Origin of the sequence: Streptococcus sp. (assembly GCF_030528045.1) — a bacterium.
In the GTDB taxonomy this organism is placed as follows: Bacteria; Bacillota; Bacilli; order Lactobacillales; family Streptococcaceae; genus Streptococcus.
This window is the reverse complement of the sequence record NZ_JAUMZR010000013.1, coordinates 20,653-41,890: the sequence shown is the minus strand read 5'-3', so window position 1 is coordinate 41,890 and position 21,238 is coordinate 20,653. Positions and strand designations below refer to the sequence as shown.

General features: G+C 40.0%; 23 protein-coding genes and 2 pseudogenes. 21 read left to right on the top strand and 4 right to left on the bottom strand.

All coding sequences use genetic code 11. The annotated features are described in order from the left end of the window. Nucleotides 1–159: 159 nt before the first annotated feature. The 21 genes and pseudogenes from Q4A91_RS03850 to Q4A91_RS03750 all read left to right on the top strand — a co-directional run bounded on the left by Q4A91_RS03850 (nt 160) and on the right by Q4A91_RS03750 (nt 19,180). Nucleotides 160–654: a YkgJ family cysteine cluster protein gene (locus Q4A91_RS03850; protein WP_000031476.1), complete on the top strand. Its 495-nt coding sequence runs from the start codon at nt 160–162 to the stop codon at nt 652–654. A 187-nt stretch (nt 655–841) separates the two neighbouring features. Next, the gene (locus Q4A91_RS03845; RefSeq protein WP_303207512.1) at nt 842–1,678 is read left to right on the top strand and encodes an AraC family transcriptional regulator; all 837 of its coding nucleotides are present in this window, start codon (nt 842–844) and stop codon (nt 1,676–1,678) included. A 191-nt stretch (nt 1,679–1,869) separates the two neighbouring features. Next, entirely contained in the window at nt 1,870–2,913 is a 1,044-nt protein-coding gene (locus Q4A91_RS03840; RefSeq protein ID WP_303207511.1) for a bifunctional glycosyltransferase family 2/GtrA family protein, read from the top strand. Beyond that, the gene (locus Q4A91_RS03835; RefSeq protein WP_303207510.1) at nt 2,910–3,821 is read left to right on the top strand and encodes a phosphodiester glycosidase family protein; all 912 of its coding nucleotides are present in this window, start codon (nt 2,910–2,912) and stop codon (nt 3,819–3,821) included. The genes Q4A91_RS03840 and Q4A91_RS03835 overlap by 4 nt, the downstream gene beginning before the upstream one ends. Then, a complete protein-coding gene (locus tag Q4A91_RS03830) occupies nt 3,796–4,206 on the top strand; it encodes a hypothetical protein (RefSeq protein ID WP_303207508.1) in 411 nt (136 codons plus the stop codon). The genes Q4A91_RS03835 and Q4A91_RS03830 overlap by 26 nt, the downstream gene beginning before the upstream one ends. Before the next feature lie 155 nt (nt 4,207–4,361). Next, a complete protein-coding gene (locus Q4A91_RS03825) occupies nt 4,362–5,276 on the top strand; it encodes a peptidase (protein ID WP_303207506.1) in 915 nt (304 codons plus the stop codon). A 125-nt stretch (nt 5,277–5,401) separates the two neighbouring features. Next, on the top strand, nt 5,402–5,944 hold the full coding sequence (locus Q4A91_RS03820) for a ClbS/DfsB family four-helix bundle protein (RefSeq protein WP_303207505.1): 543 nt from the start codon (nt 5,402–5,404) through the stop codon (nt 5,942–5,944). Nucleotides 5,945–6,280: 336 nt separating this feature from the next. Beyond that, nucleotides 6,281–6,612: pseudogene (locus Q4A91_RS03815) on the top strand (hypothetical protein). Between the two features lie 86 nt (nt 6,613–6,698). Beyond that, on the top strand, nt 6,699–7,115 hold the full coding sequence (locus tag Q4A91_RS03810) for an Imm70 family immunity protein (RefSeq protein ID WP_303207504.1): 417 nt from the start codon (nt 6,699–6,701) through the stop codon (nt 7,113–7,115). 66 nt (nt 7,116–7,181) lie between these two features. Then, nucleotides 7,182–7,874, top strand: a pseudogene (locus Q4A91_RS03805) (YjjG family noncanonical pyrimidine nucleotidase). A gap of 23 nt (nt 7,875–7,897) precedes the next feature. Then, nucleotides 7,898–8,191, top strand: a complete 294-nt coding sequence (locus Q4A91_RS03800) for a hypothetical protein (protein ID WP_303207503.1) — start codon at nt 7,898–7,900, stop codon at nt 8,189–8,191. A gap of 119 nt (nt 8,192–8,310) precedes the next feature. Then, a complete protein-coding gene (locus Q4A91_RS03795) occupies nt 8,311–8,964 on the top strand; it encodes a uracil-DNA glycosylase (protein ID WP_303207502.1) in 654 nt (217 codons plus the stop codon). A 9-nt stretch (nt 8,965–8,973) separates the two neighbouring features. Continuing rightward, a complete protein-coding gene (locus Q4A91_RS03790) occupies nt 8,974–9,438 on the top strand; it encodes an 8-oxo-dGTP diphosphatase (protein WP_303207501.1) in 465 nt (154 codons plus the stop codon). 12 nt (nt 9,439–9,450) lie between these two features. After that, nucleotides 9,451–10,719 carry a dihydroorotase gene (locus Q4A91_RS03785; protein WP_303207500.1) on the top strand — a complete coding sequence of 423 codons (1,269 nt, stop codon included), beginning with the start codon at nt 9,451–9,453 and terminating at the stop codon, nt 10,717–10,719. 41 nt (nt 10,720–10,760) lie between these two features. Continuing rightward, nucleotides 10,761–12,101, top strand: a complete 1,341-nt coding sequence (locus Q4A91_RS03780) for an MATE family efflux transporter (RefSeq protein ID WP_303207499.1) — start codon at nt 10,761–10,763, stop codon at nt 12,099–12,101. 178 nt (nt 12,102–12,279) lie between these two features. Next, complete coding sequence (locus tag Q4A91_RS03775) at nt 12,280–13,248, top strand: thiamine pyrophosphate-dependent dehydrogenase E1 component subunit alpha (protein ID WP_303207498.1); 969 nt, start codon at nt 12,280–12,282, stop codon at nt 13,246–13,248. Between the two features lie 16 nt (nt 13,249–13,264). Continuing rightward, a complete protein-coding gene (locus Q4A91_RS03770; RefSeq protein WP_084859914.1) occupies nt 13,265–14,257 on the top strand; it encodes an alpha-ketoacid dehydrogenase subunit beta in 993 nt (330 codons plus the stop codon). Between the two features lie 336 nt (nt 14,258–14,593). After that, nucleotides 14,594–15,637 carry a dihydrolipoamide acetyltransferase gene (locus Q4A91_RS03765; RefSeq protein ID WP_303207497.1) on the top strand — a complete coding sequence of 348 codons (1,044 nt, stop codon included), beginning with the start codon at nt 14,594–14,596 and terminating at the stop codon, nt 15,635–15,637. Nucleotides 15,638–15,681: 44 nt separating this feature from the next. Further along, nucleotides 15,682–17,385, top strand: a complete 1,704-nt coding sequence (gene lpdA, locus Q4A91_RS03760; protein ID WP_303207496.1) for a dihydrolipoyl dehydrogenase — start codon at nt 15,682–15,684, stop codon at nt 17,383–17,385. A 58-nt stretch (nt 17,386–17,443) separates the two neighbouring features. Beyond that, nucleotides 17,444–18,433: a lipoate--protein ligase gene (locus tag Q4A91_RS03755; RefSeq protein ID WP_303207495.1), complete on the top strand. Its 990-nt coding sequence runs from the start codon at nt 17,444–17,446 to the stop codon at nt 18,431–18,433. A 105-nt stretch (nt 18,434–18,538) separates the two neighbouring features. After that, the gene (locus Q4A91_RS03750) at nt 18,539–19,180 is read left to right on the top strand and encodes a hypothetical protein (protein WP_303207494.1); all 642 of its coding nucleotides are present in this window, start codon (nt 18,539–18,541) and stop codon (nt 19,178–19,180) included. 79 nt (nt 19,181–19,259) lie between these two features. On the opposite strand, the gene xerS is transcribed toward Q4A91_RS03750, so the two are convergent. The 4 genes from xerS to Q4A91_RS03730 all read right to left on the bottom strand — a co-directional run bounded on the left by xerS (nt 19,260) and on the right by Q4A91_RS03730 (nt 21,237). Then, nucleotides 19,260–20,330 carry a tyrosine recombinase XerS gene (xerS, locus tag Q4A91_RS03745; protein WP_303207493.1) on the bottom strand — a complete coding sequence of 357 codons (1,071 nt, stop codon included), beginning with the start codon at nt 20,328–20,330 and terminating at the stop codon, nt 19,260–19,262. Nucleotides 20,331–20,469: 139 nt separating this feature from the next. Next, on the bottom strand, nt 20,470–20,760 hold the full coding sequence (locus Q4A91_RS03740) for a hypothetical protein (protein ID WP_303207492.1): 291 nt from the start codon (nt 20,758–20,760) through the stop codon (nt 20,470–20,472). Next, the gene (locus Q4A91_RS03735; RefSeq protein ID WP_303207491.1) at nt 20,741–21,133 is read right to left on the bottom strand and encodes a hypothetical protein; all 393 of its coding nucleotides are present in this window, start codon (nt 21,131–21,133) and stop codon (nt 20,741–20,743) included. Before Q4A91_RS03735 ends, Q4A91_RS03740 begins: the two co-directional genes overlap by 20 nt. Further along, the gene (locus Q4A91_RS03730; RefSeq protein WP_303207490.1) at nt 21,115–21,237 is read right to left on the bottom strand and encodes a hypothetical protein; all 123 of its coding nucleotides are present in this window, start codon (nt 21,235–21,237) and stop codon (nt 21,115–21,117) included. Before Q4A91_RS03730 ends, Q4A91_RS03735 begins: the two co-directional genes overlap by 19 nt. Between the last annotated feature and the right edge of the window lies 1 nt (nt 21,238).

Below are 21,238 nucleotides of genomic sequence, written 5' to 3'. Positions count from 1 at the left end.
AGCTCCATAATTTCCATAGTGGTTTTTACCCACTACAGATATTATAGAGCCGTTTCTAGCCCTTCGGATTTTTTCCGAAGGGTTTTTTTCTGTTCAGGGGGCAAAAAGGAGGAAGTGTTTATGGTATAATAGACTAAAAACTTGTATTAGGAAGAAATTATGTCTAAAGAGATTGATATTGAGTATTACCACCAACTAGCACTGCAAAAGCAGAAGGAGCACCGCAAAGTGTTAGCTAATCTAAAGAAAAAACCTCCTAAAAACTTAGATAAGATTGCGCAGCAGATTCACCAAGAAGTCTTTGCAGAGATTGATTGTACTGCCTGTGCCAACTGTTGCAAGACTTTGGGACCAGACTTTAAAGAGGCAGACATCACCCGTATCGCTAAGTACTTTAAGATGAAATTACCAGCCTTTGAAGCAGAGTTTTTACAGGTAGATGAAGACGGGGATAAGGTTTTCAAATCCATGCCCTGCCCCTTTCTAGGAGGAGACAATCTCTGCTCAATTTATGATGTTCGTCCCAAGGCCTGTCGTGAATTTCCCCATACAGACCGGAAAAAGATCCATCAAATTAATCATTTGACGATTAAGAATACTTTGACCTGCCCTGCAGCCTATCTCTTTGTTGAGAAATTAAAAGATAAGTTATAGAATTTACACCTTTAAATCTTGTACAAAGATTCTAGGGTGGAAGTATCTTGTATTTGTTAGAATATAGATAGAATTGAACACGAACTAAAAGCTATGTGAAAAAGAAAAAATTACCTAGAATCAGAAGAACCAGCGTTAATTTTCCTTTAACGACCTTTGTATCTTGTGGAGGTAAGAAAAGAAGAATGTGATGCATCAATTCAATCAAACCATGGATTATTTGGAGCAGCAGCTGACTGGAGAAGTGGATATGAAAAGATTTCAGCAGTTATCGGGCTATTCTTACCCGCTCTTTAGCAGGCTATTTTCTATCCTGGCAGATATGACATTAGCAGAATACTTGCGCAATCGCAGGTTGTCAGAAGCTGTGACAGACTTGCGGGAAGACTCTGAGAAAGTCATCGATATAGCACTGAAATATGGCTATGAGTCTGCTGACGCCTTCAGCACAGCCTTCAAGAAATTCCATGGTGCGACCCCCTCAGAAGTTCGAAATGGAAAACCTTATCGGGTCTTTCCTAGACTTCAATTATCCTTAAAGATTACAGGAGGAAAGAACATGGATATCAAGATTCAAAAGAAGCCTGCATTTACCGTTGCAGGTGTCCTATTGGAAGCTATTGACAATAGCAAATGCCCGTCTGCTTGGGAGAATCTCTATAACAATCACAGCTTGGAAAGTCTAGAGAGTCTAGGCAGTGGCCAATCCTTCGGTGTCTGCTCGGAAGTCAAAGAAGGTGAAATCATCAACTATATGGCTGCTTATGATGTGACGGATAAAGCTAAAGCAGAAGAACTAGGTCTGTTCATCAAAGATATCGCAGAAGCTGAATATGCTATAGTCCCAGTCAAAGGCCCTATACCAGCTAGCATTCACAATGCTTGGAAATATGTCTTGGAGGTCTTTTTCCCTGAAACAGGCTATCGCCACTCAGGCTCACCAGACTTCGAAGTCTATACCGAAGGTGATATGTCGTCACCTGACTATCAAATGGAACTCTGGATACCAGTGATTAAGAACTAGAACATTTTCTGACAATTTATAAAGATGCAAATCGAACTCTGTAGAACATAGCTTTTACAGAGTTTTTCTTTCTTTGATTGAACGAATTTATGAGAAAAACAATAAATCTGATTTTACTTTAATTTAAGTATAAGGAATTTTTAAGCATTTACCTGTATACTTTTCCAATCATCAAAGAAAGAGGTGTAAATATGAACTATCTAGTTATTCCAGCTTACGAACCTGACTACAATCTTATTAAATTGGTTGAAAAGATTCACAATAAGAGCGATTTTTACATCATTGTCATTGATGATGGAAGTTCGGCAGAATGCCAAGACATTTTTGCTCGAGCAGCGGATTTTGCTACGGTCCTTCACCACCAGGTCAATCAAGGAAAAGGTCAAGCTCTGAAAACAGCTTTTGAGCACATTCAGTCTCTCAATAAGCGAGGGACTGTAGTTACAGCAGATGCAGACGGCCAGCATAGGATCTGGGACATCTTTCGTAGTTTGACCAAATCAAATGAAAATCCTAATACACTTGTCCTTGGTGTCCGTGCCTTTACTGGCAAGGTTCCCTTGCGTAGTCGTTTTGGAAACAGCTTGACTCGTATCTTGTTTAAACTGCAAACGGGTGTCGCTGTATCCGATACACAGACAGGATTACGTGCCTTTTCAACGGATATGATCCCCTTTATGCTTAAGATAGAAGGACAACGGTATGAATACGAGATGAATATGCTCCTCGAAGCAAGCCAAGCCTACCCAATCCTAGAAGTTCCGATTGAAACAGTCTATATCAACGACAATGAGGCTTCTCACTTCAGACCTATTCGAGATGGTTTGATGATTTATAAAAATATTTTAAAGTTTGCGCTCTCGTCTTTTAGTAGTTTTATCGTAGATTATGTGGTCTACGCTCTCTCTATTCTATACTTTAGCTTTATTCCGACAGGTTTGCGTGTTCTCCTCTCAAATGGTTTGGCACGTGTGACTAGCTCCATCTTTAACTTTTCTACCAACAAAAAATTGGTCTTTAAGAACGAGGCGAGCAGTTTTAAAACAGGATCAGGTTATTTTGGATTAGCAGTTGGTCTCTTTATCTTAGACACCATCCTGATTCGTCTCTTTAATTCAGGTCTTGGAGTCAATTTGCTGATTGCGAAGATTCTTGTCGGAATCATGCTCTTTATTCTCTCTTGGACCATTCAAACTCGCTTTATTTTCAAAGAAAGGACTTGTAGCCCATTATGAAAGTTTTAAAGAAACCCTATCTATACGCCTCGGTCTTGGGCTTGCTCCTGACAAGTTCCTTTACCTATTCGATGTTGAAGACCTTTGTACTCGCTGAAACGATTTCCACTGTATCTAATACCGGCTCAACCTCTAACACCGCAGCAGCAAGTCAGGCAGCAAAAAATGCCCAGGTGACGGATAATAGCTATTCAGATGGAAATATCAGTGTCACCCTCACTGAAAAGACTGTTAATGAAACGCAGATCTATGTGGCAGATATAACCCTCAGTTCATCGGATTATCTAAAAACAGCTCTAGCTCAAAACTCCTATGGAACCAACGTCACAACTAAAACCTCTGTAACAGCCGCTGAAAACAATGCTATTCTAGCTGTCAACGGTGACTACTATGGAGCTAATAGTTCTGGTTATGTTATACGTAATGGAGTTGTCTATCGTGACAGTGTCCGTGAAGACGCTAGTAATGGCGATCTTGCTATTTACAAGGACGGCTCCTTTAAAATCATCTACGAGGACCAAGTTTCAGCCGATCAGTTGGTTCAGGACGGTGTCGTCAATCTACTGGCATTTGGTCCGTCTCTAGTTGAGAATGGAGAAATATCTGTTGATACCAATACAGAAGTCGGTCAGGCCATGTCATCGAATCCTCGTACAGCTATCGGGATTATCGATGAAAATCACTACATCATCGTCGTTTCGGATGGTCGTACCTCTGAAAGCAAAGGCTTATCACTTTACCAGATGGCAGAAGTGATGAAATCTTACGGAGTGAAGACAGCCTATAACCTTGATGGTGGTGGATCCTCAACTCTCTACTTTAACGGTCAGGTAATCAATAAACCGACTACAGGTGGAAGCAAGATATCAGAAAGGGCGGTGAGTGATATTGTCTACATTGGTTACTAAAATCAAAAACAAACGCCTCAAAAAGACACTCGTTGTCTATAGTCTTCTCACTATTTTCTTCTTTGCATTTAGCCGTATCTACGAGTCCCTTAGTTTTGGGGAGACCTCGCTTCATATGCACTATCTCTTTGCAGTTCCTCTACTAGGGGGCATCGTTCTGGCATTGTTGTTGAAAATCATGCCAAACCTAGGACGAATCAGCCTAAACTTGTGGAACTCGGCAGTTGCAGTCCTAACAACTGGAATGCTCTTTCGAAGTATTGTCAATCTATCAGGTCGTTCAACGACCTTAGATCAACCTTACTGGTATGTTGGCCTAGCCTTTGCTATTTTGGCTATCGCCTCACTTTTCTTTCATAAGAAAAACAGTCAAGAATTAGCTTAAAAATCGAAAACTGGTTGTTGAGAGAAACAGCCAGTTTTCTTGTAGAAGTTCATGACCATAGATCACAAATACCCATATTTTTTGTTTGGATTTTATGGGGCATGAGAATAGTTTTCTCGGTATAATAGTCCCATAGAAGATACGGAGGCAAGAATATGCAGATGTATTTTGGAGATGTGTCGCTTTGCTATAGCTATTCATTGGCAATGGCACTGGATGCCTATGGTTATGACTTTAAAGCAGAGTTTTTAGAGGCAATCATGGTAATGGGCAATGGCGCTAGTATCGTAAAGGAAGATGAACAACACCCTCTAGTGTTTTTTGATAATGGAATGCCAGATCTTTCCATCTCTCATTCCTTAAAAATACTAGGGTTTGACTATGAAGACTTCTATCTAAAGGATGGAGCGGAAGTAGATTTGGAAGAGATTAGAAGAAAGTTGGAAACATTTCTGTCCAATGGACCTGTCGTACTGGGGCCTCTTGATATGGGGCATCTGACCTACAATCCCAATCACACAATCCTTTATGGTGTGGATCACTTCGTAACCGTGTATGACATTGATGATAGGTATCTCTATTTGCACGATCCAGCTGGTTTTGCCTGTATGAAGGTTGCTTTTAATGACATACTAGAAGCATGGAAGGCAGAGGCTATTGACTATAAGCGCGGAGAATACTCCATGTGGGGAAATTTTAAGAAGGTTAAGAGTCCGAGTCAGACTGAAATCTATCAGGAAACAGCAAGGATTATGAGGCGTCGATATCTGAATGGCCAAAACGGTGTGTTGGAATGCTATGCAAAAGCAGTTGCTGAAAACGGCTTAAATACGGAGCAAAAACAACTGCACCAGTATTTTAGCTTTAAACTTGCAGCTGTTCGAAATCTCTATCTCAGTAAATTCTTAAAAGCGTATGATCCAGAAGGGGCAAGATTAAAAGAGGAATTGGCATCTCTATTTGGCCAAGCCCATCTTTTATGTTTAAAAGAAGATTACCAAGAACTAGCCCACTTGCTCTATCAAATAGCAGAAGTGGACGGTCTCTTTAAAGATTTATATATAAAGTAGTGACTATAAGCATAAAAAATAGTTAGTAGAAGCAGTTTTTCTTAAAATGAAGAACTGCTTTTTGATTATGGTATAATGAAGTAAGAAAACACCTTAAACTACTAGAAAATGAAGGGAGAAATCCTGTGACTAGACCAAAAACCAAAGAGGAGCTAGTGTTAGCCTCTAAGGAAAACTATAAAAAACTTAATCTCCTAATTTCTCAGTTAAGTGAAGAGGAGCTACAGACTCCTTTTGATTTTTTAAAAGACCAAAAGAAAAAAGAAGCTCACTGGAAAAGAGATAAAAATCTGCGGGATGTCCTGATCCATCTCTATGAATGGCATCAGTTACTTTTGACCTGGGTACATTCTAATCAAAAGGGTCATGAAAGACCTTTTCTACCTGAGCCTTATAATTGGAAAACTTATGGGGAAATGAATGTCGCTATTTGGAAGAAGCACCAGAAAACGTCTTTAGAAGAAGCGACTATACTACTAGAGCAATCGCATGAAGAGGTTTTAGAGTTGATGGAAGGCTTTAGCAATGACCAACTTTTTACCAAAGGTATCTACAAGTGGACGGGAGGGACAAGTCTAGGTTCCTACTTTGTCAGTAGTACCTCCAGTCACTATGACTGGGCTCTGAAAAAACTCAAAGCTCATCAGAAAAATTGTAAGACTAGCTAGTTGAAGTGCGTATAAAGTTTAGAAAAAAAGTCTTCTAAGCTTCGAGTAGCTTAGTTCTCGTGATTTTAGAGCCATTCTAGCTTTAGAATCCTTCTAAAATTAAAATTTAAGGCTGTTATAAACTTAGAATTGTACTAAAGAATTTATATCAATTCAAATTCTAAGTTTAGAATTGCATAGATATTAAAGCGATCGAGTTGTTCGACGCTTAGAATAGCTTGATTCTGAGAAATGTTGACTAGAAAATGATTCGAATAGCTTTTTTTCTGATATGGGATGATAGATAGATAGATGGGTGAGATGATGAGCATATAAAAAGAGAAAGTTAGAAAAGAGTTGGTGTCCCTCTGCTTGGGAGAGCTTGCAGCCGTTCTATCCTTTTGGTTGTGTTTTTTCCTTTTGAAAAATAGGCTTGGTGATTGGAATGGTTTGATCTCTATTCTTTATCCTTTGTCTTTACTGACATTTATTTTGCTTCAAGGTTCAACCTATTGGGCGATTTTGATTAGAAGACTCTCGAAGCCACGTTGATAGAGTTTTTTGCCTTTATCGAATGGCTTAATTACTACATTGTACGCCTATCTTATAGTTTGAACCCGCTTGTTTTATGGAAAAGAATTGCCAAGGGAAAACTTGAAAAAAGCAGAATAGCCAAGGAGTTGGGGTAGGGGAGAATGAATGTATGTTTTAGAGACTATCAGTATAAAACTTTAGTTGACGTTAAATAATATTAAAAATGAATAGGAGAATATCTATGTCTGTAGGGTTAATGGTTGGTTATAATTGGTGGACTATAGGAGAAGGGAGTCTTTTTAATTCATTCTTTTCGACTATTTATGTTCGCTTAGAGAATAATGAGTGGGGAAGTAGATACCCAGTAATAATGAATAAGCTTTACTGGGGAGATGTTTCTTTTGAATCTATTGAAAGAGGAATAGAGGAGTTGGTATCTATCCAAGAGGAGTTGAAAAAATTTCTCCCTCAGGATGTTATATGGGATTTTGAAGATTTGTCACTCACTCCTCCTTGGGGAAATAATATCGCAGAGCACATAACAAATTTATCACATTATTTCATAACGAGTTCCAGAAAAGATTTAATAGAAGTTTTGCTGACTAGTTTTAGATTTACACTTGAGCACGGTCAAAATGTGAGTGTAAAAAGTATTTGAAACTCAATAAATCAAAGGTTCATTTATGCTATAATATTCTTAATGAATTTTCAGAAAGGAAACTCAATGCCCTACAAATTTCTACTCTTCGATCTTGACCATACTCTTCTTGATTTTGATGCTGCTGAGGATGTGGCTTTGACGCAACTTCTAAAGGAAGAAGGAGTTGCGGATATTCAAGTCTATAAAGAATACTACGTTCCTATGAACAAGGCTCTCTAGAAGGACTTGGAGCAAAAGAAAATCAGTAAACAAGAACTGGTTAACACGCGCTTTTCTCGTTTATTTGCTCATTTTGGACAGGAAAAAGACGGTAAGTTACTTGCTCAGCGTTACCAATTTTACTTAGCCCAGCAAGGACAAACCCTTTCGGGAGCTCATGAACTTTTGGACAGTCTCATTGAGCGTGATTATGAGCTGTACGCTGCGACAAATGGCATTACTGCTATTCAGACAGGTCGTTTGGCTCAATCTGGTCTGGCTCCCTATTTCAACCAAGTCTTTATCTCCGAGCAATTACAAACACAAAAGCCTGACGCACTATTCTATGAAAAAATCGGTCAGCAAATTGTAGGATTTAGCAAAGAAAAGGCCCTGATGATTGGAGATTCGCTAACAGCTGATATTCAAGGTGGCAATAATGCTGACATTGACACTATCTGGTACAACCCTCAACGCCTCGAAAATCACACACAGGCCCAACCAACTTATGAAGTCCATTCTTACCAAGACTTACTAGATTGTTGGGATGCTATGTAGTGCTTTTCCTAAGAGAGGATGATATGGAAACTAAAGTCATTGAAGAGATTGACAATTTACTAAACCTCATCGAGCAGTATCAGTTAAAAGGTGTGGTTGCTCAAGTAAATTCGTTAAAAGAGTTAAAGTATATCATAAGCAATCATATAGAGTTAAGTGCTCGAGAGAAGATGAATATCCACTATTCGCTCTTTCTCCCTAGGGGTGGTTTATCTGAACTTTACTATATGGACACTAATCTTGAACGGATGATGTCTGTAAATAATCAACTTTCCTATGCTATTGATACAATCGAAAAGTTTTTAATGGTTGATTGATACTGTCAATACTAATGTCAAATAATAGGGTCAATAACAGTATATATAAGAACTGTAAAAAGTGGTTTAGATAGCCACTTTTTGCTATAATAGAGGCAGTAAAAACGAAGGAGTCGGCTATGCAACACTCATCTTGGCATGCTTTGATTAAGGAGCAATTACCTGAAGGTTATTTTGGGAAAATCAATCAATTTATGGAACAGATCTATGCTCAGGGAACTGTTTATCCACCTAAGGAAAAAGTTTTTCAGGCTCTCTTGACTACACCGCTTGAAGAAGTGAAGGTGGTGATTCTAGGGCAAGACCCCTATCACGGACCAGGTCAGGCGCAGGGCTTGAGTTTTTCTGTACCCGACTCTATCCCAGCTCCGCCGTCCTTGCAAAATATCTTGAAAGAATTGTCAGATGATATCGGGGTTAAGAAATCCCATGATTTAACTGCTTGGGCTGAGCAAGGAGTCTTACTTCTCAATGCTTGCTTGACCGTTCCTGCTGGGCAGGCCAATGGTCATGCTGGGCAGATATGGGAGCCTTTTACAGATGCTGTGATTCAGGTGGTCAATAATCTAGACAGACCAGTAGTCTTTGTGCTCTGGGGCGCTTATGCACGCAAGAAGAAGGTCTTGGTTACCAATCCTCACCACTTAATTATCGAATCAGCCCATCCTAGTCCTTTATCGGTTTATAGAGGATTTTGGGGTTCCCAGCCTTTTTCCAAGGCCAATACATTCTTAACAGAGACAGGACAAGAGCCAATCGATTGGCTTAGATAAGGAGAGAAGATGCCTCAGTTAGCGACGATTTGCTACATTGATAACGGAAAAGAACTACTCATGCTCCATCGAAATAAGAAGCCCAATGATGTCCATGAAGGGAAATGGATTGGTGTGGGTGGTAAGCTAGAACGAGGGGAGACTCCACAGGAATGTGCAGCGCGTGAAATCCTCGAAGAAACAGGGCTCAAAGCCAAGCCAGTTCTAAAAGGTGTTATCACTTTTCCAGAATTCACACCAGATTTAGATTGGTACACCTATGTTTTTAAGGTGACAGAGTTCGAGGGTGACTTGATTGACTGCAATGAGGGAACCTTAGAATGGGTTCCCTATGATGAAGTCTTAAGCAAGCAAACTTGGGAGGGTGACCACACCTTTGTTGAATGGCTTTTAGAGGACAAACCCTTCTTTTCAGCCAAGTTTGTTTATGATGGGGATAAATTATTGGATACCCAAGTTGATTTCTATGAATAAAGGAGAAAGCAGATGCTACTAATCAAAAATGGTCATGTAATGGATCCTAAGTCTGGTTTGGATCAAGTGTGTGATATTTTAGTCCAAGATGGAAAAATTGTCAAAATTGCCCCTGAAATCAAGGAAGAAGGAGCAGAGGTGCTTGATGCTACTGGTCTTGTAGTTGCGCCTGGACTAGTTGATATTCATGTTCATTTCCGTGAACCTGGTCAGACCCACAAGGAGGACATCCATACTGGGGCACTAGCTGCTGCTGCAGGTGGTTTTACAACGGTTGTCATGATGGCTAATACTAGTCCAACCATTTCGGACGTAGAAACTTTGCAAGAAGTTCTTCAGTCAGCTGCCAAGGAAAAAATCAATGTCAAGACAGTTGCGACTATTACCAAGAACTTTAATGGCCAAGACTTGACAGACTTTAAGTCGCTTTTAGAAGCTGGAGCTGTTGGTTTTTCTGATGACGGGATTCCACTTGAAAGTAGTAAAGTTGTCAAAGAAGCCATGGAAGAAGCCAAAAAACTCAATACCTTTATCAGCCTTCATGAGGAAGATCCAGGTTTAAATGGGATTCTTGGATTTAACGAAAACATCGCTAAGGAACATTTTCATATCTGTGGAGCGACTGGGGTGGCTGAGTACGCTATGATTGCACGTGATGTTATGATTGCCTATGCAACCAAGGCCCATGTTCACATTCAGCATTTGTCTAAAGAAGAAAGTGTCAAGGTGGTGGAGTTTGCTCAAGGACTAGGTGCGCAGGTCACAGCAGAAGTAGCGCCACAGCATTTCTCTAAGACAGAAGCTCTTCTTTTAACTCAAGGTAGCAATGCCAAAATGAATCCTCCACTTCGTTTGGAGTCAGACCGTCGTGCCGTTATCGAAGGTCTCAAGTCAGGTGTTATCACAGTTATCGCAACGGACCACGCGCCTCACCATGCAGATGAGAAAAATGTAGAAGATATCACCAAAGCGCCATCTGGTATGACTGGCTTGGAAACCTCTCTATCTCTCGGTTTAACTTATTTGGTGGAAGCTGGTGAGCTAAGCTTGATGGAATTGCTAGAAAAAATGACTGTTAATCCAGCCAAGCTTTACAACTTTGAAGCAGGCTACTTAGCTGAAAATGGTCCGGCGGATATCACTATCTTTGACGCCAAGGCTGATCGCCTTGTAGACTCACACTTTGCTTCAAAAGCAGCTAATTCACCATTTATTGGTGAAACTTTAAAAGGGCAGGTTAAATATACCATCTGTAAGGGACAAATCGTCTACAAAAACTAGACGGGATTCTGCTCTGTAAACAAAAAGAATAGAGAGCGTATATGTATCCAACCCATCAATTTAAAGACAAGTTTGTCTTATTTCTTAAGATATTTTTCCCTATCCTGATTTATCAGTTTGCCAATTATTCTGCCTCATTTGTTGATACAACCATGACTGGGCAGTACAATACCATGGACTTGGCAGGAGTATCAACTGCAACGAGTCTATGGAATCCTTTCTTTACTTTTTTAACAGGGATTGTTTCGGCCATGGTTCCCATCATAGGCCATCATCTGGGACGGGGCAAAAAGGAAGAAGTGGCATCTGACTTTTATCAATTCATCTACTTAGCTTTCGGACTGTCTTTGGTCTTGCTTGGCATGGTAGTATTCTTAGCGCCACCTGTCTTAAACAACATCGGACTAGAAGCTCAAGTGGCGGCAGTTGCAGTTTCCTATCTTTGGTACCTGTCTATCGGGATTATTCCCTTGTTGCTTTTTAGTGTCATTCGGTCATTGTTAGATTCTCTTGGTTTGACCAAACTATCTATGTATCTCATGCTCCTATTACTTCCGCTCAATAGTGGTTTTAACTATCTCTTGATATATGGAGCATTCGGTTTTCCTGAGCTTGGTGGTGCAGGAGCAGGGCTAGGAACTTCGCTAGCCTATTGGGTTTTATTGGGGATTTCCCTGCTTGTTTTGTTCAAACAAAAAAGATTAAAAGCGTTACATCTTGAAAAACGGATTCCACTCAATATAGATAAAATCAAGGAAGGTGTTCGGCTAGGTCTACCAATCGGGGGAACCGTCTTTGCTGAAGTAGCCATTTTCTCTGTGGTTGGACTAATCATGGCTAAGTTTTCATCGCTCATCATCGCTAGCCACCAGTCAGCTATGAACTTTTCGAGTCTTATGTACGCTTTTCCTATGAGTATTTCCTCTGCTATGGCGATTGTTGTGTCTTACGAGGTGGGGGCTAAACGTTTTGAGGATGCAAAAACCTATGCTCGTCTGGGGAGAGTAACCGCCCTTATTTTTGCAGGTCTTACCCTGTCTTTTCTCTACATTTTTAGAGATCGTGTAGCAGGCCTATATGGGAATGACCCTCACTTCATTGAAACAACTGCTGTATTTCTAACCTACAGTCTCTTTTTCCAGTTAGCTGATACCTTTGCGGCTCCGCTTCAGGGGATTTTAAGAGGGTATAAGGACACTATCGTTCCTTTCTATCTTGGTCTAATCGGATATTGGGGAGTAGCGATACCTCTAGGATATCTACTAGATCAAGCAACTGACTTAGGGGCATTTGCCTACTGGATTGGGTTGATTGCCAGCTTGATTGTTTCTGGTTGTTTGTATCAATGGCGTTTGAAATCCATAATGAAAAGATTGAGCTAATTTTAAGAAATTATCCTGAAAAAACAACTTTGTGAAAAAATGTTCTAACTAGAGAGAATCCCTGTTTTAACAGGGGTTTATTTTTTATATTGTGAAATTTTATTAGCCATATACTTTGACAGTGTATACTAAAAAAGGTAAAATAGTAAGGTAAGTACAAAGTTAGAAAGGCAAGATTATGTCAACTTTAGATAAGAATCTTTTGCTAGAGATGTTCCGTAAGATGGAAGAAATTCGTCGCATGGACTTAAAAATCGCTCAGTTAGTGAAAAAGGGAAAAGTTCCCGGTATGACTCACTTTTCTGTCGGAGAGGAAGCTGCTAACGTCGGAGCGATGCTGGCTCTCAATCCAGATGATCTGATTACCTCAAATCACCGTGGACATGGACAGGCTATTGCCAAAGGGATTGACCTTAATGGAATGATGGCAGAAATCCTTGGGAAATACACTGGAACCTGTAAAGGAAAAGGGGGTTCTATGCATATCGCTGACCTGGATGCTGGTAACCTTGGTGCCAATGGTATCGTAGGTGGTGGTATGGGAATCGCTGTCGGTGCAGCCCTCAGTCAACAAATGCAACATACTGGTAAAATCGTTGTCTGCTTCTTTGGAGATGGCGCGACCAACGAAGGTGTTTTCCACGAAGCAGTGAACATGGCTTCTATTTGGAAACTTCCTGTTATTTTCTACTGCATTAACAACGGTTATGGGATTTCTGCGGATATCAAGAAAATGACTAATGTGGAGCATATCCATCAACGTAGTGCGGCATATGGAATTCCTGGAATGTTTATCGAAGATGGAAACAATGTCATCGATGTTTATGAAGGATTTAAGAAAGCTGTAGATCATGTTCGTGGTGGCAATGGCCCAGTCTTGATCGAAAGTGTAACCTATCGCTGGCTTGGTCACTCATCATCTGACCCTGGTAAATATCGTACGCGTGAAGAAGTGGAACTGTGGAAACAAAAAGACCCAATCGAAAACCTTCGTAACTACCTCGTTGAAAATAACATTGCGAGTGCCGAAGAATTGGAAGAAATCCAAGCACAAGTCAAGGAAGCAGTAGAATCTTCTGTTAAATTTGCGGAAGAAAGCCCATTCCCACCACTAGAATCCGCATTTGAAGATATTTACGCAGACTAAGGAGAAAGAGATAAAAATGGAAACAAAAACAATGTCCTTCCGTGACACTATTATCCTTGCTATGTCTGAGGAAATGCGTCGCGATGAAAATGTGTTCTTGATGGGAGAAGATGTCGGTGTCTTCGGAGGAGACTTCGGTACTTCTGTTGGAATGCTCGAAGAATTTGGTCCAGAACGTATCCGTGACTGTCCGATTTCTGAAGCTGCCATCTCTGGAGCAGCAGCAGGAGCAGCCATGACAGGACTTCGTCCAATCGTCGATATGACCTTCATGGACTTCTCGGTTATTGCCATGGACAATATCGTCAACCAAGCTGCTAAAACACGTTATATGTTTGGTGGGAAAGGTCAGGTTCCAATGACTGTCCGTTGTGCAGCTGGTAATGGAGTTGGTTCTGCGGCTCAGCACTCGCAATCACTAGAGTCTTGGTTCACTCACATTCCAGGACTTAAGGTTGTAGCTCCAGGTACACCTGCTGACATGAAAGGACTGCTCAAGTCTTCTATCCGTGATAACAACCCTGTTATCATCCTTGAGTACAAGTCAGAATTTAACCAAAAAGGGGAAGTGCCAGTTGATCCAGACTACACAATCCCACTTGGAGTTGGTGAAATCAAACGTGAAGGTACAGATGTAACAGTCGTTACTTATGGTAAAATGCTTCGTCGTGTGGTTCAAGCTGCTGAAGAATTAGCAGAAGAGGGAATTTCAGTTGAAATTGTGGACCCACGTACCCTCGTTCCGCTTGATAAGGATATCATCATTAACTCAGTGAAGAAGACTGGTAAGGTGGTGCTTGTCAACGATGCTCACAAGACAAGTGGCTATATCGGAGAGATTTCAGCTATTATTTCAGAATCAGAAGCATTTGATTATCTAGACGCACCAATCCGCCGTTGCGCCGGAGAAGATGTGCCAATGCCTTACGCGCAAAACCTAGAAAATGCAATGATTCCAACAGTTGAAAGCATCAAAAATGCAATCCGTAAGACATATAACAAAGAATAGAAATGCATAAATTAAATTATGTAGAATCTTTGAATTTTTAACTTTAGTAACTTGAGATACGTGTTGTATTCAAGTGATTTAAAGAGTTGCAACATGAGTGAGTCGAATCGATAATATTCGACGAATGAATTAGTAAGTCTACTAGGTTGACCGCCTAATAGCGGCAACCGTAATAACTTGAGACGCGTTTCGTGTCCAAGTTACTTGTAGAGTTGAACACGGGCTAAAAGCTCGGAAAAAAGATAAATCTCCTTGACTTCATCGAAGCCGGCGTCGATTTCCTATTTTTCAGTCGCTTTTTACGCCCTTAGTATCATAATTAGAATTGGAGAGGTCATGGCTGATGACAAGCTAAGAGCGACTCCTGCGGCTAGAAAGTTAGCGAATGATCTAGGGATCAACCTCTACGACGTTTCTGGCTCAGGTGCAAACGGTCGTGTCCACAAAGAAGACGTGGAAACTTATAAAGACACAAATGTGGTTCGCATTTCGCCACTTGCAAAACGAATTGCCCTCGAACATAACATTGCTTGGCAGGAAATCCAAGGAACAGGTCATCGTGGCAAGATCATGAAGAAGGACGTTTTGGCCTTGCTTCCTGAAAATATCGAAAACGATACTATCAAGTCTCCTGCTCAGATTGAAAAAGTGGAAGAAGTCCCAGACACTATCACTCCTTATGGTGAGATTGAGCGTATTCCAATGACACCAATGCGTAAGGTTATCGCGCAACGTATGGTTGAATCTTACCTAACTGCGCCAACTTTCACACTCAACTATGAAGTTGATATGACTGAAATGCTGGCCCTTCGTAAGAAGGTTCTTGATCCGATTATGGAAGCGACTGGTAAGAAGACTACTGTAACAGACCTTCTTTCACTCGCTGTTGTGAAAACATTGATGAAACACCCATACATCAACGCTTCATTGACAGAAGACGGCAAGACCATTATCACTCATAACTATGTCAACCTTGCGATGGCGGTTGGTATGGATAACGGTCTAATGACACCAGTTGTTTACAATGCTGAAAAAATGAGCTTGTCAGAGTTAGTAGTAGCCTTTAAGGATGTGATTGGTCGTACTCTGGATGGTAAATTGGCTCCAAGTGAGTTACAAAACTCAACCTTCACAATCAGTAACTTGGGAATGTTTGGCGTTCAGTCCTTTGGTCCTATTATTAACCAACCAAACTCAGCTATCCTCGGGGTTAGCTCAACAGTTGAAAAACCTGTAGTTGTCAATGGTGAGATTGTCATTCGCCCTATCATGAGCCTAGGATTAACCATTGACCACCGTGTCGTAGATGGTATGGCTGGTGCTAAGTTTATGAAAGACTTAAAAGCGTTAATTGAGAACCCAATCTCAATGTTGGTTTAAGTTAGCTATTGTTATTTTAGAGTTTTAGATAAAGGAAGTAAGACATGGCCTTAGAAGTAATTATGCCAAAAGCCGGCGTGGATATGACAGAAGGACAAATCGTCCAATGGAATAAGAAAGTCGGAGAATTTGTAAAAGAAGGAGAAATCCTTTTGGAAATCATGACTGACAAAGTCAGCATGGAATTGGAAGCCGAAGAAGATGGATACTTGATTGCCATCCTCAAAGGAGATGGTGAAACAGTTCCGGTTACAGAAGTTATCGGTTACCTTGGTGAAGAAGGGGAAAATATTCCAACAGCTGGAGCGGCTGCGCCAGAATCAAAAACTGCACCTGCAGCTAGTGCCTCAAACGACGACGGTAAGAGCGATGATGCCTTTGATATCGTTGTGATTGGTGGAGGTCCTGCTGGTTATGTTGCAGCGATTAAAGCTGCCCAACTCGGTGGTAAGGTTGCCCTTGTTGAAAAATCTGAACTCGGTGGAACCTGCTTGAACCGTGGCTGTATCCCAACTAAGACATATCTTCACAACGCTGAAATCATCGAAAACATCGGTCATGCAGCAAACCGTGGTATCGTCATCGAAAATCCAAACTTCACTGTTGATATGGATAAACTTTTAGAGACTAAATCTAAAGTTGTCAGTACCTTGGTAGGTGGTGTTGCTGGTCTCCTTCGTAGTTATGGAGTTACTGTTCATAAGGGTGTTGGTACTATTACTAAAGATAAGAATGTCTTGGTTAATGGTTCAGAGTTACTTGAAACTAAAAAGATCATCCTTGCTGGTGGTTCAAAAGTCAGCAAGATTAACGTCCCTGGTATGGAATCTCCACTTGTGATGACCAGTGATGATATTCTTGAAATGAACGAAGTTCCAGAAAGCCTTGTAATCATCGGTGGTGGAGTTGTCGGTATCGAACTCGGCCAAGCATTCATGACATTTGGTTCAAAAGTAACTGTTATCGAAATGATGGACCGTATCGTTCCAGCTATGGATGAGGAAGTTTCTAAGAATCTTCGCTTGATCCTTGAGCGTAAAGGTATGACCATCTTGACAGGTACAAAATTGCAAGAAATCATCGAAGAAAATGGTCAACTTCGTATCAAGGTTGAAGGAAAAGACGATATCATCGCAAGCAAAGCCCTTCTTTCAATCGGTCGTGTGCCAGACCTTGAAGGAATTGGCGATGTTGAGTTTGAATTGGATCGTGGTCGCATCAAGGTCAACGAATATATGGAAACTTCTGTTCCAGGTATCTACGCACCAGGTGACATCAACGGTACTAAGATGTTGGCGCACGCGGCCTTCCGCATGGGTGAAGTTGCCGCTGAAAATGCCCTCAAAGGAAACCATGCTGTTGCCAAATTGAACTTGACTCCTGCAGCCATCTATACTCTTCCTGAAGTAGCTGCAGTAGGTTTGACTGAAGAACAAGCTCGTGAGAAATACGATGTAGCCATCGGTAAATTCAACTTTGCTGCCAACGGTCGTGCCATTGCATCAGATGCTGCTCAAGGTTTCGTAAAAGTCATTGCAGATAAGAAATACGGAGAAATCCTTGGTGTGCACATCATTGGTCCTGCAGCTGCAGAATTGATCAACGAGGCGTCAAGTATCATCGAAATGGAAATCACTGTTGAAGAAATGCTGAAGACTATCCACGGACACCCAACCTACTCTGAAGTGATGTACGAAGCGTTTGCGGATGTTCTAGGAATGGCCATCCATTCACCTAAGAAAAAATAAAACGAAGATAGACTAGACTGGAAGATTATTTCCAGTCTCTATCGTATAAAGGGATATCATGAAATACATTATCAATCATTCAAACGACACTGCTTTTAATATCGCCTTGGAAGAATATGCCTTTAAACACTTACTAGATGAGGATCAAATCTTCCTTCTTTGGATTAACAAACCTTCTATCATTGTTGGTCGTCACCAGAATACTATTGAAGAAATTAACCGTGATTATGTTCGAGAAAATGGCATTGAGGTAGTCCGCCGTATCAGTGGTGGTGGAGCTGTTTATCACGATTTAAACAACCTCAACTACACCATCATTTCAAAAGAAGATGAAAACAAGGCCTTTGACTTCAAGAACTTCTCAACTCCAGTTATCAATACCTTAGCTCAACTAGGTGTTAAAGCTGAGTTCACAGGCCGTAATGACCTTGAGATTGATGGCAAAAAATTCTGTGGCAATGCCCAAGCCTATATCAATGGACGTATTATGCACCATGGTTGCTTGTTATTTGACGTTGATTTATCAGTCCTTGCTAACGCCCTCAAGGTTTCAAAGGACAAATTTGAGTCAAAAGGTGTGAAATCCGTCCGTGCTCGTGTAACCAATATTATTAATGAATTACCAGAAAAAATCACAGTCGAAGAATTCCGTGATCTGCTCTTGGAATACATGAAAAAAGAGTACCCAGAGATGACTGAATACGTCTTTTCAGAAGAAGAATTGGCTGAAATCAATCGCATCAAGGATACTAAGTTTGGTACTTGGGACTGGAACTACGGCAAATCACCTGAATTTAACATCCGTCGTGGAACAAAATTCACTAGTGGTAAGGTTGAAGTTTTTGCCAACGTCATTGAATCAAAAATCCAAGATATCAAGATTTATGGTGACTTCTTTGGTATCGAAGACGTTGCAGCTGTAGAAGATGTCCTTCGTGGCGTAAAATATGAACGCGAAGATGTTCTTAAGGCACTAGAAACTATTGACATCACACGCTACTTTGCTGGTATCAGCCGTGAAGAAATCGCTGAAGCAGTAGTGGGGTAAGGAAAAAGAATCCATTTATGATGGATTCTTTTATTAGGGTTAAACTTAATAATCATGCTGATTAGATTATAATAGAGATGAAAAATGAAAAGGAGTTATTCATTAATGTTAGAAATTCCAGTAGAAAGCCTTAATCTATTTGAACAGTTAGACCGCAATGTTGTCGCTTTCTATAGAAATGAAGAAATTAATCAAACTGAAAGTTTAAATATAAGCATCACACAAGAACATTATGATATGAAATACAAAGAGCTTCAGCCTTTAGGATACCAGGCTGTTCAAATACCTTTAGGAATGGCTTTAGATAATGTAATCCAGCAAGCATATTTCCAAAATCTTATAATTGGCGGTCTTCTGCCCGATGGAATCAAAGTAAACAAAGAAGACTTAATGCCTTTGAAAGATATTGTTGATAGTTTTTGTATTATGTATGCTGCAACGAATAACCGACTAGAAAATAGTAAGGCTTATGAATTTATGAAAGATAAGACAGTATTCTTTATTGGTAAACTGTTAACTGACGATCTTAAAAATGGTTACGAAATTTCGTATATGGGAATCGAAAGAGAATCAGCTGATGGAACTTCTTATGAAGCAGTAAAATGTTTTCTAACTAAAGAGAGTGCTGAGCAGTTCAATGATTCAAAAAAACCTATAAGCTCAGCAAATCTAGCCTATCTGCAAGCCTTTTGGGGTAAACAAGTAATTATAGAGCCACACCGTAACTACTGGATTGAGTTTAAATAACTAAAAAACGAAAGATCAATTCCTTTTATCTTTCGTTTTTTAGCGATAGTTGATTTACATAATTTATAATATGTAACTTTCATAAACTGTCTAAAGCATTCTTTTGTTCATCGTTAACGATATGAGTATAGAGGTCAGTGACTTGTGTACTGGCGTGTCCTAGCTGATGGCTGACCAAAACTTGCGATTTAGTAACATCATAGAGCCTAGTCGCCAGGGTATGGCGTAGTTTGTGGGGAGTTACACGGACTTTGAAGTCTTCAGAGTACTTAGCAACCATCTTTTCAACACTAGAAGCATCGATACGATTGGGAACGCCACGATACAAGGTCAGGAAGAGTGCTGTATCCGACTTTTCCGTCTTATAACGTTGATTTCGAATGGCAAGATAATTTTCAAGATAAGGTTTTGCAAATGCCGCGACATTGACTGAGTCACGTTTGCCACCTTTTCGAGTGACATCAATGACCATCATTTTGAGATTAAGGTCTCTTATATCCAGATTAACAGCTTCAGATAAGCGAACACCAGACGCCAAGAGAAGGGCAATAATGGCTAAATCACGTTCTTTATTTTTATTGAATGACGAGAGAGCACGATTTGAGAGCTGTTGTGGGTACTCCTGGTCGATATAGGTTAGAAAACCTTCTGTTTCATCACCTAGAAAGAGTTTTTGCTTGATGTTTTCAGCTCTGGCAGCAAGAGTTTCTTTCTTTTTCTTGGTTGAAACTTTCTTCATTACATTACGATAGAAATAAGGCTCCCCCTGGTCGTTTTCAACCTCCTCTGTTAGATACTTGTAAAGACTAGAAAGTGCCGACAAAGTCCGATTAATGGTCGTCTGAGAGACACCTTGTTTGGTTGTATTGGCATTCAGCAATGGACGTTCACGTAGATAAAGGATAAAGGATTCCATGTCTTTTTTAGACATATTTTCCAAGACCGATAAAGGAATGTCAGACATTTTATCAGCATTTGAAATCCCAGACTCCAAAACCCAGCTGAAAAATCGATCGTATTCCTTGAGGTATTCGTACAGAGTTGTAAAACTGTAAGGAACAGCAAGCTTTGATTGGTAGTATTCCAGAACATACCAGGGCATGATTTGTTTTAGTTTGTCGATTCGTTCCAGTAAAATCTCACGTTTCATGTATTTTCTCCATAATTAAGTCTACTAGTAGTATAGCATAGACTCATATATTTTTCAAGAAAATTATAGTTTTTCGGAAAGATGTAATAAGAAACTAAAAAAGAAGTCTAACTTTCCCCCATTTATCTTGAACCCTTTGTTAAATTTCATCATACTTGAGCAATATATTCGGAATCTTTTCTTCAAGACTCTTGCGAACCTTACCTTGAATTGCAGTGTCCATTTGGCTGTTTATGCTTGTAATGGTTGATTTGGTTTCTGTAGCAATTTCCTTAGCTGCCTTATTAAAGTTATCTTTTAATTTATTCTTTGCTGTTATTGCTAACTTTGCTTCCGTAATGATTCGGTTTCTTTCCATCATTCGATACATTTGTTTCAGTGCATATTGGTATTCTTCATCTGTGTAGTATTCATTCATTGGTGCTTGCATAATCTCTCCTTAGTTTGTGAAATTCTTCATCTAAATCATTTCTTTTTTTGCGAAACTCGTTATCGTATTTTTCTCTCTCATCTTCGAGTTTAACCCTATGATCTCTGTATACTTGATTCGAAAAGTGTCTCAAATTTTCTATTTCTATAAAATAGTCTCTAACATCATCAGCCGTTGACGAAAATTTTCTCAAAGTATGATACATTTTATCAACTTCTTCGGAAATTAGTTTTTCTAAGTTTGCATTTCGTCCGTCTAGATCAAGGGCCTTGTTATCGAGTTTCTTTTTTTCTTGATAATATTGGTCTTCTAGAGTAAATAGTTCTCTTTCTTTCTCTTTTATTTCCTCCCATTTTACATCTTTTCTTTCCATTGTCGAAACTCCTTGGCTAATTGCTTATCTGTTGCTACTGTTTTTTCGATAACTTCCTGTAATTGTTTATCCAAATTTTCAAATGCTTGGGCGGAAGCATTCATC

Coding starts and splice junctions, on each gene's coding strand:
- lpdA (WP_303207496.1), top strand. CDS start 15,682: ATGGCCTTAGAAGTAATTATGCCAAAAGCCGGCGTGGATATGACAGAA.
- Q4A91_RS03810 (WP_303207504.1), top strand. CDS start 6,699: ATGTCTGTAGGGTTAATGGTTGGTTATAATTGGTGGACTATAGGAGAA.
- Q4A91_RS03840 (WP_303207511.1), top strand. CDS start 1,870: ATGAACTATCTAGTTATTCCAGCTTACGAACCTGACTACAATCTTATT.
- Q4A91_RS03740 (WP_303207492.1), bottom strand. CDS start 20,760: ATGCAAGCACCAATGAATGAATACTACACAGATGAAGAATACCAATAT.
- xerS (WP_303207493.1), bottom strand. CDS start 20,330: ATGAAACGTGAGATTTTACTGGAACGAATCGACAAACTAAAACAAATC.
- Q4A91_RS03765 (WP_303207497.1), top strand. CDS start 14,594: ATGGCTGATGACAAGCTAAGAGCGACTCCTGCGGCTAGAAAGTTAGCG.
- Q4A91_RS03800 (WP_303207503.1), top strand. CDS start 7,898: ATGGAAACTAAAGTCATTGAAGAGATTGACAATTTACTAAACCTCATC.
- Q4A91_RS03730 (WP_303207490.1), bottom strand. CDS start 21,237: ATGAATGCTTCCGCCCAAGCATTTGAAAATTTGGATAAACAATTACAG.
- Q4A91_RS03750 (WP_303207494.1), top strand. CDS start 18,539: ATGTTAGAAATTCCAGTAGAAAGCCTTAATCTATTTGAACAGTTAGAC.
- Q4A91_RS03795 (WP_303207502.1), top strand. CDS start 8,311: ATGCAACACTCATCTTGGCATGCTTTGATTAAGGAGCAATTACCTGAA.
- Q4A91_RS03770 (WP_084859914.1), top strand. CDS start 13,265: ATGGAAACAAAAACAATGTCCTTCCGTGACACTATTATCCTTGCTATG.
- Q4A91_RS03755 (WP_303207495.1), top strand. CDS start 17,444: ATGAAATACATTATCAATCATTCAAACGACACTGCTTTTAATATCGCC.
- Q4A91_RS03775 (WP_303207498.1), top strand. CDS start 12,280: ATGTCAACTTTAGATAAGAATCTTTTGCTAGAGATGTTCCGTAAGATG.
- Q4A91_RS03825 (WP_303207506.1), top strand. CDS start 4,362: ATGCAGATGTATTTTGGAGATGTGTCGCTTTGCTATAGCTATTCATTG.
- Q4A91_RS03835 (WP_303207510.1), top strand. CDS start 2,910: ATGAAAGTTTTAAAGAAACCCTATCTATACGCCTCGGTCTTGGGCTTG.
- Q4A91_RS03850 (WP_000031476.1), top strand. CDS start 160: ATGTCTAAAGAGATTGATATTGAGTATTACCACCAACTAGCACTGCAA.
- Q4A91_RS03790 (WP_303207501.1), top strand. CDS start 8,974: ATGCCTCAGTTAGCGACGATTTGCTACATTGATAACGGAAAAGAACTA.
- Q4A91_RS03780 (WP_303207499.1), top strand. CDS start 10,761: ATGTATCCAACCCATCAATTTAAAGACAAGTTTGTCTTATTTCTTAAG.
- Q4A91_RS03735 (WP_303207491.1), bottom strand. CDS start 21,133: ATGGAAAGAAAAGATGTAAAATGGGAGGAAATAAAAGAGAAAGAAAGA.
- Q4A91_RS03785 (WP_303207500.1), top strand. CDS start 9,451: ATGCTACTAATCAAAAATGGTCATGTAATGGATCCTAAGTCTGGTTTG.